The organism is Jeotgalibacillus sp. R-1-5s-1 (assembly GCF_004405105.1).
In the GTDB taxonomy this organism is placed as follows: domain Bacteria; phylum Bacillota; class Bacilli; order Bacillales; family Jeotgalibacillaceae; genus Jeotgalibacillus.
Map to the genome: position 1 here is coordinate 1 of NZ_SORW01000010.1, position 15,635 is coordinate 15,635.

Consider the following 15,635-nt stretch of genomic DNA (forward strand, 5'->3'; position numbering starts at 1 on the left):
TGATCCTCAAAAAAAAACCAAAAAAGATCTGTTTTTTCTCTTGACTATAATATAGCTGACTTTCCGCGGCCGCGCGGTGAGCCAGCTAATGCTCCGCATTAGGCTGTCTCACCTGTCGCTTCTCTGCCGCAGGAGTCTCCGGATGGACCTCCTGCCCTATTGTCTACTTTTAGAATTACAATTATTTAAATAAATTTAAAATACACGACTCTCAAAAAATTAAAGTAATAAGAATTTAGAAGCAATACTGAACTTTTTTTTTCAAAAATTTAAAACACCGGGAGATTCTAAAGACTCTAACGCCTGAGAAATTTTTCTTGCGGTTTTTATAAAATTAAAAAGCGCCCTGAGGAGGCGCTTTTGAGAGTAATAAAGTATTAATAAATCCATTCTTCAACCGGTTTTGAATAGCTTAGAGCTGATTCTTCACCGAAAAATAATCCGATTTCGCGTTCTGCGCTTTCAAGTGAGTCTGATCCGTGAATAATGTTTTTGCCTACAGTCAGACCAAAATCCCCACGAATTGTACCAAGGTCTGCTTCACTTGGTTTTGTTGACCCCATCATGTGGCGGGCTGTTTTAACAACTTCCTCACCTTCCCAGATCATTGCAAACACCGGTCCTGATGTAATAAAGTCTACAAGCTCACCGAAAAACGGGCGTTCTGCGTGCTCGCCGTAATGTTGTTTGGCAAGTTCTTCTGGAATAACCATCAGCTTTGCAGCTGCCAATTTGAAACCTTTTCTTTCGAAGCGGCTTACGACTTCACCAATAAGACCTCTTTGTACACCATCCGGTTTAACCATTAAAAAAGTTTTTTCCACTGTCAAATCCCCCAATTATGTAGAATGGGCTTTAATCAACCCTCTAAAAGATTATCATTCATCCGGATATTTGGCAACGTTTTCATTCCAATTTAATACTTTCTTTTGCCGATAAATAGTGCAATATCACGCAATGATTTTTTTGCTCTTGAAGCCGGAAGTCCATCGAGCTGTTTCAGCGCCTTTTTCAGATAACGCTGACTGACTTCAGCTGACTGTGTGATGGCATCCGATGTTTTAATCAGTTCAATGAGTTCTTTCATTTCATTTGGAGATGTTTCTTCATGAACTCTCAGTACTTTTCGTCTGAGAATATCATCTTCCATTGCGAAAAAGACAGGAAGTGTGATGTTTCCCTGGAGGAGATCGCCTCCAGCAGGCTTTCCAAGCTCTTCTTCTGTTGAGGTAAAATCAAGAATGTCGTCTGTAATCTGATATGCCATTCCTACGTAATAACCAAACCAGAATAACCGCTTTTGAGATTCTTTATCCGTTTCACCGGCAACGGCCCCGAGCTGACAGCTAACCGCAATTAAAAGAGCCGTTTTACGCTTAATTCTTCTGAAATAATCGCGAAGGTTCTGATCAAAACGGTATTTGTCTTCAATTTGAGCGATTTCACCAAGGCAGAGCTCTACGATGGCATTGGACAGGATCTTGTGTGCTTCAGGATCCCGGAGCGAAGTCATATAGTTTAACGCCCGTGCAAACATATAATCTCCGGTGTACATCGCAACCTGATTATCCCACTCTGCCTGGATGGTCTTTCGGCCCCGTCTCATGTCCGAGTTGTCTATGACGTCATCATGGACGAGGGAAGCCATATGAATCAGTTCTAAGGCAACAGCAACGTTTTTTACTTTGTGAATATCGTAGTTTCCGATTTTTGCGGACAGCAAAACAAAAACCGGACGAATCCTCTTACCTCCCGCTTCTAAAAGATGCAGTGATGCATCTTTCAGAAGACTGGTATCTGAGTCGATCGCCTGGTTTAACTCTTCTTCAATTACTTCAATATCCGATTTTAAAAATGAGTAAAGCATCGTTAATTTCATTCTGCTTCCACCTAATTGACATGATTATCCTGCGCTTTCTTATATCCGATATGCATCGCAGCGACTCCACCGCTGAACGGTTTGTATTCAACTGCAGTAAAACCTGCTTTTGTAAATAAATTTCTAAGTGCTTTCATGCCCGGGAAGTCCCTTGCAGATTCCTGCAGCCATGAATATTCCTCGTAGCTTTTCGCAAGGAACTTTCCAAACAGCGGCATTACATATTTGAAGTATCCGTAATAAAACTGCCTGAAAACCGGCATTGTAGGCTGCGACGTTTCAAGACAGACTGCCATGCCTCCAGGCTTTAATACTCTGTTCATTTCCTTTAACACCTGAAGATAATCAGGTACATTTCTCAACCCGAAACCGATGGTCACATAGTCAAAGGTATTATCCTCGTATGGAAGTGACATGGCATTACCGTGAACGAGTGTGATCTGCGGATATGATTTTACTTTTTCATGTCCGGATTTCAACATATTTTTACTGAAATCAAGTCCGATTACCCGTCCTTCAGTACCCGTCGCTTCTGCGATGGCAATCGTCCAGTCGGCTGTCCCGCAGCAAACGTCCAAAGCGGATGATCCTGGTTTTACATCCATCTTTTTCATCGTGTAATTTCTCCACTTTACATGCTGCTGGAAACTGATGATTGAATTCATTTTATCGTATTGGCCATGTATTTTCTCAAACACATGATGTACACGCTGCTCTTTTTGTGACTGCATAATTACCCTTCCTCTGCGTAAAAAATAGAATGTTCATAACGGCTAGACAACTGCTCAAAAATCAGTAATATCTTTACATCATCAGGCAGCTTCAGCTGAACAATCAGCTCTTCGGCTTCCTTTTTCAGCTGCTGAATGATTTTTTCAATCGTTTTCATTACAGATACGGATGTGTGCTCCCCGATGAAGCTGTTTTCAAACGATGAGAACACAATGGAGTGTTTTCCGTTCACATAAAGTTCTTCTTCTTTTTGAAGACGTTTAATTAAAAGCAGCTTTTTGGCAAGCGGGATCATTTCAGTAAAAGACAAATGTTCGAATACACCTGTAATAATTGAGCTTTCAATATCAGCAAGACGCTCGAGAAATTGCTCAATGGAATTGCACCGGTTAGAAGTAATCTCTATTTTGTATTCGTTGATTTCCTGAATAGAGTAGGCAATTTTCCGGATGAGCTCAATGTCAGGGATTCCGGATAAAATTTTGTAATATAAACCACTGTAATAGTCGCCAGCAAGAACGGTCAGCTGTCTCGATTTCAGTGAACTGTTTTCAGCAGATACTTTTTCATGTGTATCAAGTGCCTGCTGAATCAGGATCGCTGTCGAAACATAAGACTGATCACGGGATGTATATGTTTTTTTAAGAAAGAATGGGAGCATAAGCAAAGATAGCCTGTCCATATCAATCTCAGGCGTACCTATGGTCTTATGGAGATACGGATGATGAAGCTGTTTGGCTATATGTTGCACTGTTTCTTCAATCCAGTGCTTTCTCCGTTCAATAATCATCTTTTTCTCCCCATTTCTTCAAATCTTGTTATGTATAAATGCTATGACCTCAGTCATTATCCACTTAGAAACCACCAGAATACGGCAGTGAATAAACCTTATCCATTATAACATACGTTTGTCACGGGTTGTGTGTATAACCTCAATGAGTATAAAAGAAGTCAGCAAATTTCTGCTGACTTCGACCACTACTTCTTGGAGTCACTTGTAACTTCACCGTGACTTGTTAAAATAGATGCTTTACCCCGGATCTTGACGGCCGAGGTATGCTCTGTAAACTGAGCGATCATGACTTCGCCCTTATCGAGCTTTTCAGAGTGGTGAAACTTCGTATTTGAACCTCTTGTCAGCCCAATCACATTCACACCATCTTCAAGCGCTTTTATACTGATAAAATTCCCTGAATCACTCACACAATCACTCCCTACGTGTCGGCTATTCCATTCTGAGTAGTGACATTACTTCACTTCTCAGTACCTGATCGTTTTCATAAACACCACGGGCAGCCGTTGTTACCGTTTTGGCTCCCGGTTTCTTTACGCCTCGCATCGTCATGCACATATGCTCTGCTTCCACGATGACAAAAGCGCCGTGTGGTGCAAGCATTTCCATGATGGCATCTGCGACGGTGGAAGTAATACGTTCCTGAAGCTGCGGGCGTCGGGCTGTTGTTTCAACGGCACGTGCAAGTTTGCTCAGGCCTGTTACTTTTCCGTTTTTAGGAAGGTAAGCCACATGTGCTTTTCCGTAAAAAGGAACGAGGTGATGTTCACACATTGAGTGGAACGGAATATCTTTTACGAAAACAAGCTCTTCGTGATCTTCATTAAATACCGTTTTGAAATATTCCTTAGGGTCCTTATGAAGCCCTTCAAACATTTCTTCGTACATTTTGGCTACTCGTTTAGGTGTATCTAAAAGGCCCTCACGCGAAGGATCCTCTCCAACCGCTTCCAAAAGCATTTTAACTGCTTCTTCAATTTTTGAACGGTCAACTTTATGTTCAGCTTCACTTGCTGTTAATGTCGTAAGATTATTTGTTGTATGTTCCATTATTAGAACCTCCTGGGCAGTCTGGCGTTGATTTCACTTCATATTAGCACACGGGGATATGCCGCGCAAAGACTAGCGCTTTTCAGCTATGCATGAATGTGCTGCCTGTCACCTATATTATGGACGGTTCATCGTAATAATCATTCATCAAAGGTTTATATTCCTGAAATAACAGAAAGGCCGCACAAATGTGCGGCCTTTCTGAAAACGCTCAGGTATGTATTATTTAACAGCATCCTTAAGCGCTTTACCTGGTTTGAAAGCAGGAACCTTGCTCGCTGAGATTTCAATCTCTTCACCTGTTTGCGGGTTACGCCCTTTACGAGCAGCACGCTCACGAACTTCGAAGTTACCGAAACCGATCAGTTGTACCTTATCACCTTTTGCAAGTGCATCCTGTACTGTATCGAATACTGCATCAACTGCTTTAGTTGCATCCTTCTTAGAAAGCTCAGCAGATTCTGCAACTGCGTTAATTAGTTCAGTCTTGTTCACATCATTCACCTCCTCCCAAAGTAATCACATGGGCAAGTTTCATTCCATCGTGAACATCGAAAAGCATTAAACGATTTTTAAAAAATCGCTTAAAAGCCCATAGAATCAATGTTTTAGATCAATTCTGTTAAAAGATTATCATATAAAAAATACATAAGCAAGAATAATTCAATAATTACTGGCAATCTTTTCTTAAAATCGATTTATTTCTCATTTTACAAGCCAATTCCCGGTCCTGCAAGGATTATAACAATCCGTGAAGGGTGATTTCAACCAATTTATGTCCATATAAAAAAACAGCCTGTACGAGAGGCTGTTAAAAGTAATCATGAGTTACTTATAGAATAATGGCAATCATTCCGCCTGATCCTTCATTAATAACCCTTTCAAGCGTTTCTTTTAATTTATACCGGGCATTTTCAGGCATGACAGATAACTTCCCCTGAATGCCTTCCCTTACGATAGAGCTTAAGCTTCTGCCGAAGATATCTGAGCTCCAGATGGAAAGTGGATCATCTTCAAAGTCCTGCATCAGATAATGGACAAGCTCCTCACTCTGTTTTTCCGTTCCGATAATAGGTGAAAACTCTGACTCAACATCCACTTTAATCATATGAATGGATGGCGCCACCGCTTTCAGTCGCACTCCATATCGAGCTCCCTGACGAATGATTTCAGGTTCGTCAAGACTCATATCCGAGAGTACCGGGGCAGCAATTCCATACCCTGTCTGTCTGACCATTTTCAAAGCATCAGCGAATTGATCATATTCTTTTTTCGCCAGTGTATACTCCTGTATCAGACCAAGGAAATGGTCTTTACCTGTCACCCGTTCACCGATAAATTCTTCAAGAACCTGCTCATAAAGCCCATCTGCTGCTTTTAAATCAATGCTTGCTGCGCCTGCACCCATGTCCATTCCAGCAAGACTCGCTTCCTCGACGTGTCCAAACTCTTCAAACTGTCTGACCACCCTGTCTACATCCCTGATCCGCTTAATATCATGGACAACCTCACTTACCGCTGATTCATAATGCGTCCGCAGCCAGTGCTCATTGTCAAGCACCATCACCCAGCCTGGCAGTTGCACGTTCACTTCCAGCACCGGGAACTCGTACAGCGCTTCTTTTAACACCATCATAACATCCGTTTCTCTCATGCTTTCAACGCTCATTGCCACTACGGGCACATCATACTTAAGCTGCAGTTCCTTTCTCAGCTGTTCAGTGTCCTCCTGATACGGACGGGCACTGTTCAGTACCATGATAAAAGGTTTCCCTACCTCCTGAAGCTCAGCGACAATTCTCTCTTCCATCTCTACATAACTTTCACGGGGAATTTCCCCGATCGTCCCATCTGTTGACAGCATCACTCCAATAGTGGAATGATCCTGGATAACTTTTCTTGTCCCTATTTCGGCTGCTTCATGAAAAGGAATCGGATCCTCATACCACGGTGTGTGAACCATTCTCGGACCATATTCATCCTCATGCCCCTTGGCACCCGGGATTGTATACCCTACACAGTCCACCATTCTTACATTTACATCAAGCCCTTCCGATACGTTAATTTTTACGGCCTGATTTGGAACAAATTTCGGCTCAGTTGTCATAATCGTTCTCCCTGCAGCACTTTGAGGAAGTTCATCCTGAGCCCTTGCCCGGTCGCCTTCGTTTTTCATGTGGGGTATAACAGCGAGTTCCATCATTTTTTTAATAAATGTTGATTTTCCCGTACGTACAGGCCCCACGACACCAATATAAATGTCACCGCCAGTCCGTTCTGCAATGTGCTCAAATACATTTTGTTTTTCCAATAGTATGCCCCCCTCTAGTCGGCCTTACATGCACTATCAGTGTATGAGGACATGCACAAATCAGAACTAAAAGATTTAGCTATCAGTTGAATTAAACTCGGAAACCGCCAAACAAAAAGCCGGAACGCCTAATAAGAGGACAGTTCCGGCTTTTGCTTTAAAATTCTTCAGCACCATATTTAATTTCGCCGTCTTCCCCAATATAATACGGGACGGAATAGGCAGGAACCACTCTGGTATCTTCATGAAGGATAGGACGAAGATCCTCTTCAGAAGGCGTCATCTCCATTCCTTTTTCCTGCATCATCTGATAAAGGTCTGTGATGTAATCCACATAAATGGTGCCATCACCCCTGGCTACGAAAGGAAGCTCATTCCCTGTGTATGGGCTTTCTGCTACGGGCGGTTCATCGTATCCAAGCTTTTCAAAATCTATGGAGTACATATTATCCCCCACCTGACCTTCGAACGGTATTCCTCTGTTTGCCTGGACTCTGATCTGAATAGAGCGGATCGTCTCAGCAACGCGAAGGTCAAAGATATGAACAGTCGGATCTTCCTCCACATTCAATAAAGTGTATTGAAAAACACCACCGTTTTCAAATGCATTTCCGGGAAGCTCCGCCATGTAGCGCGGCTTTAATTTCGAAAAATCAATCTGATATTTTCTATAAAGCGGCGTTTCGTTATCAATCGTTTTAATCGGAAGGATGCCGCCTTCATCCTCCTGATACTGATCAACCGCATTCTGGACGTTTTCAATTTGATCCTCGTAAGGAATTTCGTTACCGGCACGCTCCTGTGAAGGATACATACACCCCGATAAAAGTAAAGTCAATGCTGCAATCGCTGCTATCTTTTTCATACCATTCTCTCCCTGCTTTCGATCAGCCTGGTGTCGGTCCGCTTAATACGACAAATAAAATAATAATACCGGCTAAAATCATAAACACATACGCGATAAGCGCTGTTACAAATTTCAGGATTTTATTGTTAAATTTATATCTGCTCAGATAAATTATGATAATCGCTAAAAACATAAATGCCATGGATCCAAATGAGATCCACATTTTGTCCAGTGCTGACATCGCGTTCACTCCTCCATCGTTTACACAAGTTAATTATATCACAAGGATTTTTTACCTATTGTGTCTGAATGTATCGTTCAGAAAATGTTCACCGATACGAAAAAAATAAAGCCGGAATCAGTTTCCGGCTTTATCAGAATGTTTTATTTTCAAAACCGTGCCGGGTCATTCCTTCGCTTTCCGTTGTCTAGCTGCGGCGACTAGCCCCTCGAGGTCATAAGTCAAAGCTGAACGAGGGCAAAGGTCAGCCCTCTTTTCATCTTCGCCTTATGCTTGTCGGGGCTAGACGAGTCGCCTCCGCTTTTCGTGTCTAGCTGCGGCGACTAGCCCCTCGAGGTCATAAGTCAAAGCTGAACGAGGGCAAAGGTCAGCCCTCTTTTCATCTTCGCCTTATGCTTGTCGGGGCTGGACGAGTCGCCTCCGCTTTTCTATGGGCGCGCGGTGAGCTTTTCTGTCACAGGAGTCTCCGGAATGAACTGGCACTTTTTGTTTTATTATCTTTGAGACATCTTTAAGTTAAGATCAAATAAAAACTCAGAAATAAATTATTTAATTATATTTTTTGAGTAAAGAAAGAATGAGCTTTATGATTTATCCTGGCTTTCCATGATGTCTACGAGCTCTTCCATTTCGTGTGTTTTCATTCTGGACATGAGACGGTCGACTGCCTGTTTTGGGTCTTCACTGTCAAAAAGTACGTGATAGAGTGCTTCTGTGATTGGCATAGAGACGTTTTGCTTTTTGGCCAGCTGATAAGCAGCCTTCGTTGTGCGCACACCTTCTACAACCATCCCCATACTCTCGAGCACTTCATCAAGTTTATGTCCTTTTCCGAGCATGTTTCCCGCTCTCCAGTTTCTCGAATGTACGCTTGTACAAGTGACGATCAGATCACCAACACCGGTTAATCCGGAGAACGTCAGTGGACTTGCACCAAGGGCAGTTCCCAAACGGGCAATTTCAGCAAGGCCCCGTGTAATCAGGGCAGCTTTTGCATTGTCACCGTAACCAAGTCCGTCCGTGATCCCGGCCGCCAGAGCAATGATGTTTTTCAAAGCTCCACCAAACTCAACACCTATCACATCTGTATTCGTATACACACGGAAATGCTGGTTCATGAAAGCATCCTGAACAAACCTTGCCGCTTCGATAGAATCTGAAGCCGCCGTGACAGTTGTCGGATGTCTTTTCACAACTTCCTCAGCATGACTTGGACCTGACAGTACCGTTAAATCTTTCATCACCTTATCCGGCAGTGATTCAGAAAGAATTTCAGAAATTCTCAAATGTGTATCCGGCTCAATCCCTTTACTTACATGAACAATTGAAACGGGACTTTCTGCTGCTTCAATTAATAAAGTTGCAACTTCACGGATCGCTTTTGTCGGTACGGCAAATACAACCATTTTCACGTCTGTAACTGCTTCTTTAAGATCAGCGTACGCGACCACATTTTCAGGGAGCAGTGCTTCGCCAAGATACCGTTCATTTTTATGCGTTTCATTAATTAAAACAGCCTGTTCCCGTTTATGAGTCCAGAGTCTGACATCATGACCGTTATCACCCAGAACCAGTGCGAGTGCACTGCCCCAGCTTCCTGCACCAAGAACAGCAATTTTTTGAGGTTTCATCACTTTATCCCCCTATGCAATTTTTCGTTTATTTTCTCGCTCTCGCAATAATACGAATTGGTGTCCCTTCAAAGCCGAATGCATCGCGAATACGGTTTTCCAGGAATCGTGCATATGAGAAGTGAAGAAGTTCCGGTTCATTTACGAAGATCACGAAGGTTGGCGGTTTAACAGCCACCTGTGTAGCATAAAAGATCTTCAGTCTTCTTCCCTTATCCGTAGGCGTTGGGTTCATGGCAACTGCGTCCATTACCACTTCATTTAAGATGCTTGACTGTACACGCATCGCATGATTTTCGCTTGCCATATTGATAACAGGTAGCAGATTGTGAATACGTTTCTTGGTGAGTGCTGATACAAACACGACAGGCGCGTAATCAAGAAACTGGAAATGATCACGAATGGTTTTTTCAAACTTATCCATCGTCTTCTCATCTTTTTCAACGGCATCCCATTTATTTACCACAATTACAACTGCACGGCCTGCTTCATGGGCATAACCTGCAATCTTCTTATCCTGCTCAAGGATGCCTTCTTCACCATCAATGAGAACGAGAACAACATCGGAACGTTCAATCGCTCTTAATGCCCTCAGCACACTGTATTTTTCAGTTGTTTCGTATACTTTCCCTTTTTTCCTCATACCGGCTGTATCAATGATGACATATTCCTGTCCATCATACGTATAAGGTGTATCAACTGCGTCTCTTGTTGTACCGGCTACATTACTTACAATAACGCGGTCTTCACCAAGCAGGGCGTTAACAAGGGATGACTTTCCTACATTCGGTCTTCCGATAAGAGAAAACTTGATGACTTCCTCACCATAATCTTCTTCGTCTCTTGTGCCAAAATGTTCAGCTGCTGCGTCCAGGAGATCCCCAAGACCCAAGCCGTGTGAACCTGAAATTGGATAAGGCTCACCAAAACCAAGTGAATAGAAATCATAGACCTGATCGCGCATTTCAGGATTATCCACTTTATTAACTGCAAGCACGACAGGTTTGTTGGTTTTGTAAAGAATTTTTGCTACATGCTCGTCCGCAGATGTGACACCCTCACGACCGTTTGTCATAAAAATAATGACATCCGCTTCATCAATTGCCACTTCAGCCTGTTGTCTGATCTGCTCAAGAAACGGCTCATCCCCGATATCGATACCACCTGTATCAATAATATTGAAATCATGTGTCAGCCATTCTGCAGAACTGTATATACGATCTCTAGTTACACCAGGAGTGTCCTCAACGATTGAAACTCTTTCTCCAACGATTCTGTTAAAAATAGTGGATTTCCCTACGTTTGGGCGTCCTACTATTGCAACGACCGGCTTTGCTTTTGCCACGACGTTCACCCTTTCTTTTACCCGTACATTCTTCTATGTACAGTATAACAAATAAATACGTGTCCTATTATACGGTTATTAACCTGCATAATTGTATCAGTATTCGATTGGAAACACAATGCGCGTTGAAATGATCAGGTCTAAAATAATTCGCCCGATATCAAAACAGACCGGATCAGATGTGAGAAATTTACATCTGATCCGGTCTGAAATATAGGTGTAATTGATACACGATCTTTGCTTAATGATGGTTATAACCCGAAAAGACAACCAAGTATAAGGCTTCAAATTGTAATTCATAAACGACTGGCGAAACGTTCCGGATTTAATCCCCTCAGCTTTAACCAATGGTAAGTCTCTCCCGAAATAATAACGGACGTTTTCTGAAGGTCATCAATCGTCCGGCAGCCAAGTGCCGCCATCATCATTTTCAAGTCATCCTGATACTGACGTATTTCTTCTATAAGCTGCTGTTCACCTTCATCAGACAGTATCTTCAGAAACACGCCTGCAACACCTGCAGCAGATGCGCCGAGGCTTAACGATTTCAGAATATCAAAACTGTTACGGATCCCTCCGGATGCAAATACGGGTTTTCTTTTTTGATGAGCTGCTTCAATAACCGACACGGCAGAAGGGATTCCCCATTCATTAAAAAATGTACGTTCCCTTGTCTGGCGGTTGTTTTCGATCTTTGAGAAATTAGTTCCCCCGTATCCACCCGCGTCAATAATCTGAACAGACGTTTCCGCAAGTTTACCGGCCGCTTCCCTGCTGACGCCGAAACCTGTTTCTTTTACGATAACAGGAACGGGTAGCGCTTCACTTATTGCCTGGATACGCTCAAGCGCACCTCTGAAATCACGGTCTCCTTCAGGCATGGCTAATTCCTGTATTACGTTCAAGTGAATTTGCAGTGCATTTGCTTCAATCATGTCAACCGCTTCTTTTGCCTGACTTACTGAAGCCTCACTTCCGAGGTTAGCAAAAATCAGCCCTTCCGGATTTTCTTTTCTTACAACGGCATAGGTCTCCCGTTCAGAAGGGTCTTTTAATGCTGACATTTGCGATCCAACAGCAAGAGCGATACCCGTTTCCCTTGCAGCTCTCGCAAAAGCAGCATTCAACTCCATTGTTCTTATTCCGCCTCCACCAGTCATCGCATTGATATAAAAAGGCGAACTCATAGAAAGTCCGCCTGTTACTGAATGGAGCGTAACGTCTTCAACTGAACTGTCAGGAAGAGCCTGATGAACAAATCTTATGTCATCAAAACCCGATCCCCCCGACTGCCCTGTAGATAATGCGTGCTGGATATGATCCAGTTTACGTTCTGCTCTGCTCAATGTTTTCACCTTTATTTATCATTATTTAAATCTTTCAGTTTATCCCCGATCATTTCACCAAGCTGGAATCCGGTAGACTCTTCCGGAAGTTCGTATTGCTCACGTCCGCGGGAATCATTTTTAGCTTCCTGCAGCTCCTTGATAGACAGAGAAAGTCTCTGATCATTTACATTTACATCAAGTACTTTAACCTTTACTTCCTCACCCTCAGAAAGAACCTCATGCGGTGTTCCGATATGCTGATGTGAGATCTGGGAAATGTGAACGAGGCCTTCTACACCCGGGAATACTTCTACAAACGCACCATAAGATACGAGTCTGCGAACCTTACCTTCGAGAACAGCTCCACGTGGTGCTTTGTCCTCAATATCTGACCATGGGCCAGGCAGCGTTTCTTTAATTGATAGTGAAATCCGCTCGTTGTCGCGGTCGATTGACAGCACTTTCACCTGAACCTGCTGTCCTTCTTCCACTACGTCAGACGGTTTCTCAACGTGCTGATGGGATAGCTGGGAAATGTGAACGAGACCGTCCACTCCGCCAATATCAACAAATGCGCCAAAATCAGTAATACGCTGAACCGTTCCATCTAGAACGTCCTCAGGCTGAATGCGCTCAAGCAGGGCTTTCTTCTTCTCCGCTTTTTCACCTTCCACAACCGCACGGTGAGAAAGAATTAAGCGGTTTTTCTCTTCATCAAGCTCAACGATTTTAAAGGACAGGCTCTTACCTCTGTAATCCTCAAAATCTTCAACGTAATAATCTTCAACCAATGAAGCCGGAACAAATCCGCGGACACCAAGGTCCACTACAAGGCCGCCTTTAACGACGTCCTTCACTTCCGCTTCAAACACTTCTTCTTCTTCAAAACGGCGCTTCATTTCTTCCCAGGCTTTCTCAGCCTCAACTTTTCTTTTGGAAAGAACAAGAAGCTCTTCTTCTACTTTTGTTACGACGAGATCAAGCTCGTCCCCTTCTTTGACAACATCAGAGGCTTTTTCTACATGGAGGCTCGAGAGTTCAGAGATCGGAATGATACCATCGATTTTGCTGTCCCTGACATCAACAAGAACCTGTTTTTCCTCCACCTTGGTTACTGTGCCTGTTACACGATTTCCAACCTCTAATGAATTTACTTCGATATTGTTCATATCCTCTGTCATATGTACTCCTCCTCAATACCAGACTGCTGAAATTGTATTAAATGTGAAAAAAATCACAGTTTAACGTTAAATTCAGAATATACTACTAACTTCTAATAAACTGAACAGTTTGTCAAGCGAGAACTTTTATCGATGATTGTCGATAAGGGATTTAATTTCCGCCATGATAATTTCCGTAACCTCTGCTGCGGATGCTTTTCTTTCCTTCAAAGGTCCCATTTCAATCGGTTTTCCGTACACCACTTTTAATCGTTTAAAAGGTTTGTATGGGCCAATAATCGCACAAGGTACGACGGCAGCGTCTGATCTGAGTGCAAAAAAGCCTGCGCCTGCAAGTCCCTGTCCAAGCTGACCATCCTTACTTCTCGTACCTTCAGGGAACAGACCTACAACGTGTCCCTCCTTCAGTTGATTAAGACCTCTTCTAAGCGCTTCACGGTCACCCATTCCTCTTTTTACAGGAAATGCGTGCAGACCCGGAAGAATATTTTTTAAGACAGGTGCATGAAACAGTTCCTCTTTAGCCATGAATGATACCGGTCGTGTGGCTGTGATCCCCACAACGGGTGGATCAAGTACATCAATATGATTGGCACAGATCAAAACACCGCCTTCTTCCGGAATGTGTTCCTTTCCGATAATACGGATTCGATAAAGCGGTGTTAAAACAGATTTTACAAGCCCTTTGGCAAATGAATATAAACTCATAAAATTCCTCCCCTTTCTTCCGCTAAATGTGTGACCTTTTCTACAACTTCGTCGATTGTCATTGAAGTTGTATCCAATTCAATCGCATCATCCGCTTTTTTCAAAGGAGAAACCTCTCTAGTTGAGTCAATCATGTCCCTTTTTTCGATTTCCTTCTTCAGTTGCTCAAAGTCGGATTGAATTCCCTGTTTCTTATGGTCCTCAAGCCTTCTTCTGGCACGTTCGTCTGCACTGGCAATCATAAACACTTTTAATTCAGCATCCGGAATGACGGCAGTTCCAATATCTCTGCCATCCATCACAATACCGCCTTCTTCGACAAGTGCCTGTTGGCGTCTGACCATCTCTTCTCTTACTTCCTGGTGAAGGGCCACATCAGAAACATTCAATGTTATTTCCTGTTGTCTGATTTCCCGGGTTACTTCTTCTCCATCAAGAAAAACCCGCTGACCTTCTTCTCCGGGTTTCAACTCTATCACTGTATTCAACAAAAGCGCTGATAATTCCTTCCCGTTTTTAGGATCTATTTCATTTTTTAACGCTTTATAGGTAAGCGTGCGGTACATCGCTCCAGTATCAATATAAATAAAGCCAAGCTGCTCCGCTATTTTTTTTGCAACGGTGCTTTTACCGGCAGCTGCCGGGCCGTCTAAGGCAATGCGAATTTTCTTTTGTTCTTTCACGTGTCTGTCTCCTCTTTCTCACTAAATCTTATTTATCCGCTTTATTGTAACATAAATCATGAGCTTTTCACTGAATGCGCCTGAATGAAACTTACAATATATCGTGAGCATTCAGCTGAAAAATACCGCTTTCTGGTCATCAAAAAAAGACTGAAACTGTGATTGTGTCAGTTTCAGTCTTACAAAGGAGGAATGAGTTCCCCCTGGCATTTACAGCTGCTTCTCTTTCATTCTCAACTGGCATTCAAACGTATACCGGAGTAACAATTGTCTTTCTATTGTCGTAATACCGCTGAATTTAACCATTCCTATTTCTACACCATTCACTGATTTTGAACGGATATAGGTAGTTTGGCATCTGATATACTGATTCTCACCGTTTTTCATCGGGAGAACGAGCATCATATCGAGTTCCTGACCCTTACTGAATGCATACCCCTGTCGAATAATAAATGACAGCCCACCGGCACTCACATCGTCTGTTACGGTATTGTATGAAGATCCTTCTGTGCGAATGGCTACATCAATAGACGTTTTCACCCGCACAAACTGTCTTCTCTGCACCTTGATCAGGTCGGATTCTTCCGGCTTTTTTAGTGTGATCATAGGGATATTACCCTGAACACGGCCCCTTACTTCCGTTTCAAAAGAAAATACCTCATTTTTGTCATCTGTAAAGCTTACTTTCAGCTGCATTCCGGTCAGAAGAAATACTGTGCGATCCGTCTGTGTGTTAACAGGATAATCTATAAACAGTTTATCACCTTTCAGATCAAGTACCCTTCCGCGGAATTTCTCACCGGAAGCGGCATGCATTGGCTCTATAGTTATAACGGTACCGATTTTCAATGGAAACACCCGCCTGTCTGCTAATTACAAGTATTATCTCATGTAGCAGGATTTTTT

The 15,635-nt window shown here is 42.9% G+C and carries 17 protein-coding genes; all 17 read right to left on the reverse strand.

Annotation, left to right across the window (positions count from 1 at the left end; genetic code table 11):
- Positions 1-377: 377 nt before the first annotated feature.
- Positions 378-824 (reverse strand): nucleoside-diphosphate kinase, encoded by a 447-nt coding sequence (gene ndk / locus E2491_RS05010; RefSeq protein WP_134373579.1) that lies wholly within the window; start codon positions 822-824, stop codon positions 378-380.
- A gap of 92 nt (positions 825-916) precedes the next feature.
- Positions 917-1,879: a heptaprenyl diphosphate synthase component II gene (gene hepT, locus E2491_RS05015; RefSeq protein WP_134373581.1), complete on the reverse strand. Its 963-nt coding sequence runs from the start codon at positions 1,877-1,879 to the stop codon at positions 917-919.
- Positions 1,880-1,890: 11 nt separating this feature from the next.
- Positions 1,891-2,610, reverse strand: a complete 720-nt coding sequence (locus tag E2491_RS05020) for a demethylmenaquinone methyltransferase (RefSeq protein ID WP_134373583.1) — start codon at positions 2,608-2,610, stop codon at positions 1,891-1,893.
- 2 nt (positions 2,611-2,612) lie between these two features.
- A complete protein-coding gene (locus E2491_RS05025) occupies positions 2,613-3,401 on the reverse strand; it encodes a heptaprenyl diphosphate synthase component 1 (protein WP_134373585.1) in 789 nt (262 codons plus the stop codon).
- A gap of 188 nt (positions 3,402-3,589) precedes the next feature.
- Complete coding sequence (gene mtrB, locus E2491_RS05030; protein WP_134373587.1) at positions 3,590-3,814, reverse strand: trp RNA-binding attenuation protein MtrB; 225 nt, start codon at positions 3,812-3,814, stop codon at positions 3,590-3,592.
- Positions 3,815-3,836: 22 nt separating this feature from the next.
- The gene (gene folE, locus E2491_RS05035) at positions 3,837-4,454 is read right to left on the reverse strand and encodes a GTP cyclohydrolase I FolE (RefSeq protein ID WP_134373589.1); all 618 of its coding nucleotides are present in this window, start codon (positions 4,452-4,454) and stop codon (positions 3,837-3,839) included.
- Between the two features lie 222 nt (positions 4,455-4,676).
- On the reverse strand, positions 4,677-4,949 hold the full coding sequence (locus E2491_RS05040) for an HU family DNA-binding protein (RefSeq protein WP_039809415.1): 273 nt from the start codon (positions 4,947-4,949) through the stop codon (positions 4,677-4,679).
- 337 nt (positions 4,950-5,286) lie between these two features.
- The gene (gene spoIVA, locus E2491_RS05045) at positions 5,287-6,765 is read right to left on the reverse strand and encodes a stage IV sporulation protein A (protein ID WP_134373591.1); all 1,479 of its coding nucleotides are present in this window, start codon (positions 6,763-6,765) and stop codon (positions 5,287-5,289) included.
- Between the two features lie 157 nt (positions 6,766-6,922).
- The gene (locus E2491_RS05050; protein ID WP_134373593.1) at positions 6,923-7,630 is read right to left on the reverse strand and encodes a hypothetical protein; all 708 of its coding nucleotides are present in this window, start codon (positions 7,628-7,630) and stop codon (positions 6,923-6,925) included.
- Positions 7,631-7,652: 22 nt separating this feature from the next.
- A complete protein-coding gene (locus E2491_RS05055) occupies positions 7,653-7,853 on the reverse strand; it encodes a DUF2768 domain-containing protein (protein ID WP_134373595.1) in 201 nt (66 codons plus the stop codon).
- A gap of 584 nt (positions 7,854-8,437) precedes the next feature.
- Positions 8,438-9,484 (reverse strand): NAD(P)H-dependent glycerol-3-phosphate dehydrogenase, encoded by a 1,047-nt coding sequence (locus tag E2491_RS05060; RefSeq protein WP_134373597.1) that lies wholly within the window; start codon positions 9,482-9,484, stop codon positions 8,438-8,440.
- A gap of 28 nt (positions 9,485-9,512) precedes the next feature.
- Entirely contained in the window at positions 9,513-10,829 is a 1,317-nt protein-coding gene (gene der, locus E2491_RS05065; RefSeq protein ID WP_134373599.1) for a ribosome biogenesis GTPase Der, read from the reverse strand.
- A 296-nt stretch (positions 10,830-11,125) separates the two neighbouring features.
- Entirely contained in the window at positions 11,126-12,175 is a 1,050-nt protein-coding gene (gene fni, locus E2491_RS05070; RefSeq protein ID WP_134373601.1) for a type 2 isopentenyl-diphosphate Delta-isomerase, read from the reverse strand.
- Between the two features lie 11 nt (positions 12,176-12,186).
- Complete coding sequence (rpsA, locus tag E2491_RS05075) at positions 12,187-13,338, reverse strand: 30S ribosomal protein S1 (protein WP_134373603.1); 1,152 nt, start codon at positions 13,336-13,338, stop codon at positions 12,187-12,189.
- 126 nt (positions 13,339-13,464) lie between these two features.
- Positions 13,465-14,046, reverse strand: coding sequence for a lysophospholipid acyltransferase family protein (locus E2491_RS05080; protein WP_134373605.1), 582 nt, complete (start codon positions 14,044-14,046; stop codon positions 13,465-13,467).
- Positions 14,043-14,729: a (d)CMP kinase gene (cmk, locus tag E2491_RS05085; RefSeq protein ID WP_134373607.1), complete on the reverse strand. Its 687-nt coding sequence runs from the start codon at positions 14,727-14,729 to the stop codon at positions 14,043-14,045. The genes E2491_RS05080 and cmk overlap by 4 nt, the downstream gene beginning before the upstream one ends.
- A 210-nt stretch (positions 14,730-14,939) precedes the next feature.
- Complete coding sequence (locus tag E2491_RS05090) at positions 14,940-15,587, reverse strand: flagellar brake protein (protein WP_134373609.1); 648 nt, start codon at positions 15,585-15,587, stop codon at positions 14,940-14,942.
- Positions 15,588-15,635: the final 48 nt, after the last annotated feature.

Bases quoted from the DNA above. Each gene is read 5' to 3' on its own strand.
- hepT (WP_134373581.1), bottom strand. From the start codon at position 1,879: ATGAAATTAACGATGCTTTACTCATTTTTAAAATCGGATATTGAAGTA.
- E2491_RS05020 (WP_134373583.1), bottom strand. From the start codon at position 2,610: ATGCAGTCACAAAAAGAGCAGCGTGTACATCATGTGTTTGAGAAAATA.
- E2491_RS05025 (WP_134373585.1), bottom strand. From the start codon at position 3,401: ATGATTATTGAACGGAGAAAGCACTGGATTGAAGAAACAGTGCAACAT.
- folE (WP_134373589.1), bottom strand. From the start codon at position 4,454: ATGGAACATACAACAAATAATCTTACGACATTAACAGCAAGTGAAGCT.
- E2491_RS05050 (WP_134373593.1), bottom strand. From the start codon at position 7,630: ATGAAAAAGATAGCAGCGATTGCAGCATTGACTTTACTTTTATCGGGG.
- E2491_RS05055 (WP_134373595.1), bottom strand. From the start codon at position 7,853: ATGTCAGCACTGGACAAAATGTGGATCTCATTTGGATCCATGGCATTT.
- E2491_RS05060 (WP_134373597.1), bottom strand. From the start codon at position 9,484: ATGAAACCTCAAAAAATTGCTGTTCTTGGTGCAGGAAGCTGGGGCAGT.
- rpsA (WP_134373603.1), bottom strand. From the start codon at position 13,338: ATGACAGAGGATATGAACAATATCGAAGTAAATTCATTAGAGGTTGGA.
- E2491_RS05080 (WP_134373605.1), bottom strand. From the start codon at position 14,046: ATGAGTTTATATTCATTTGCCAAAGGGCTTGTAAAATCTGTTTTAACA.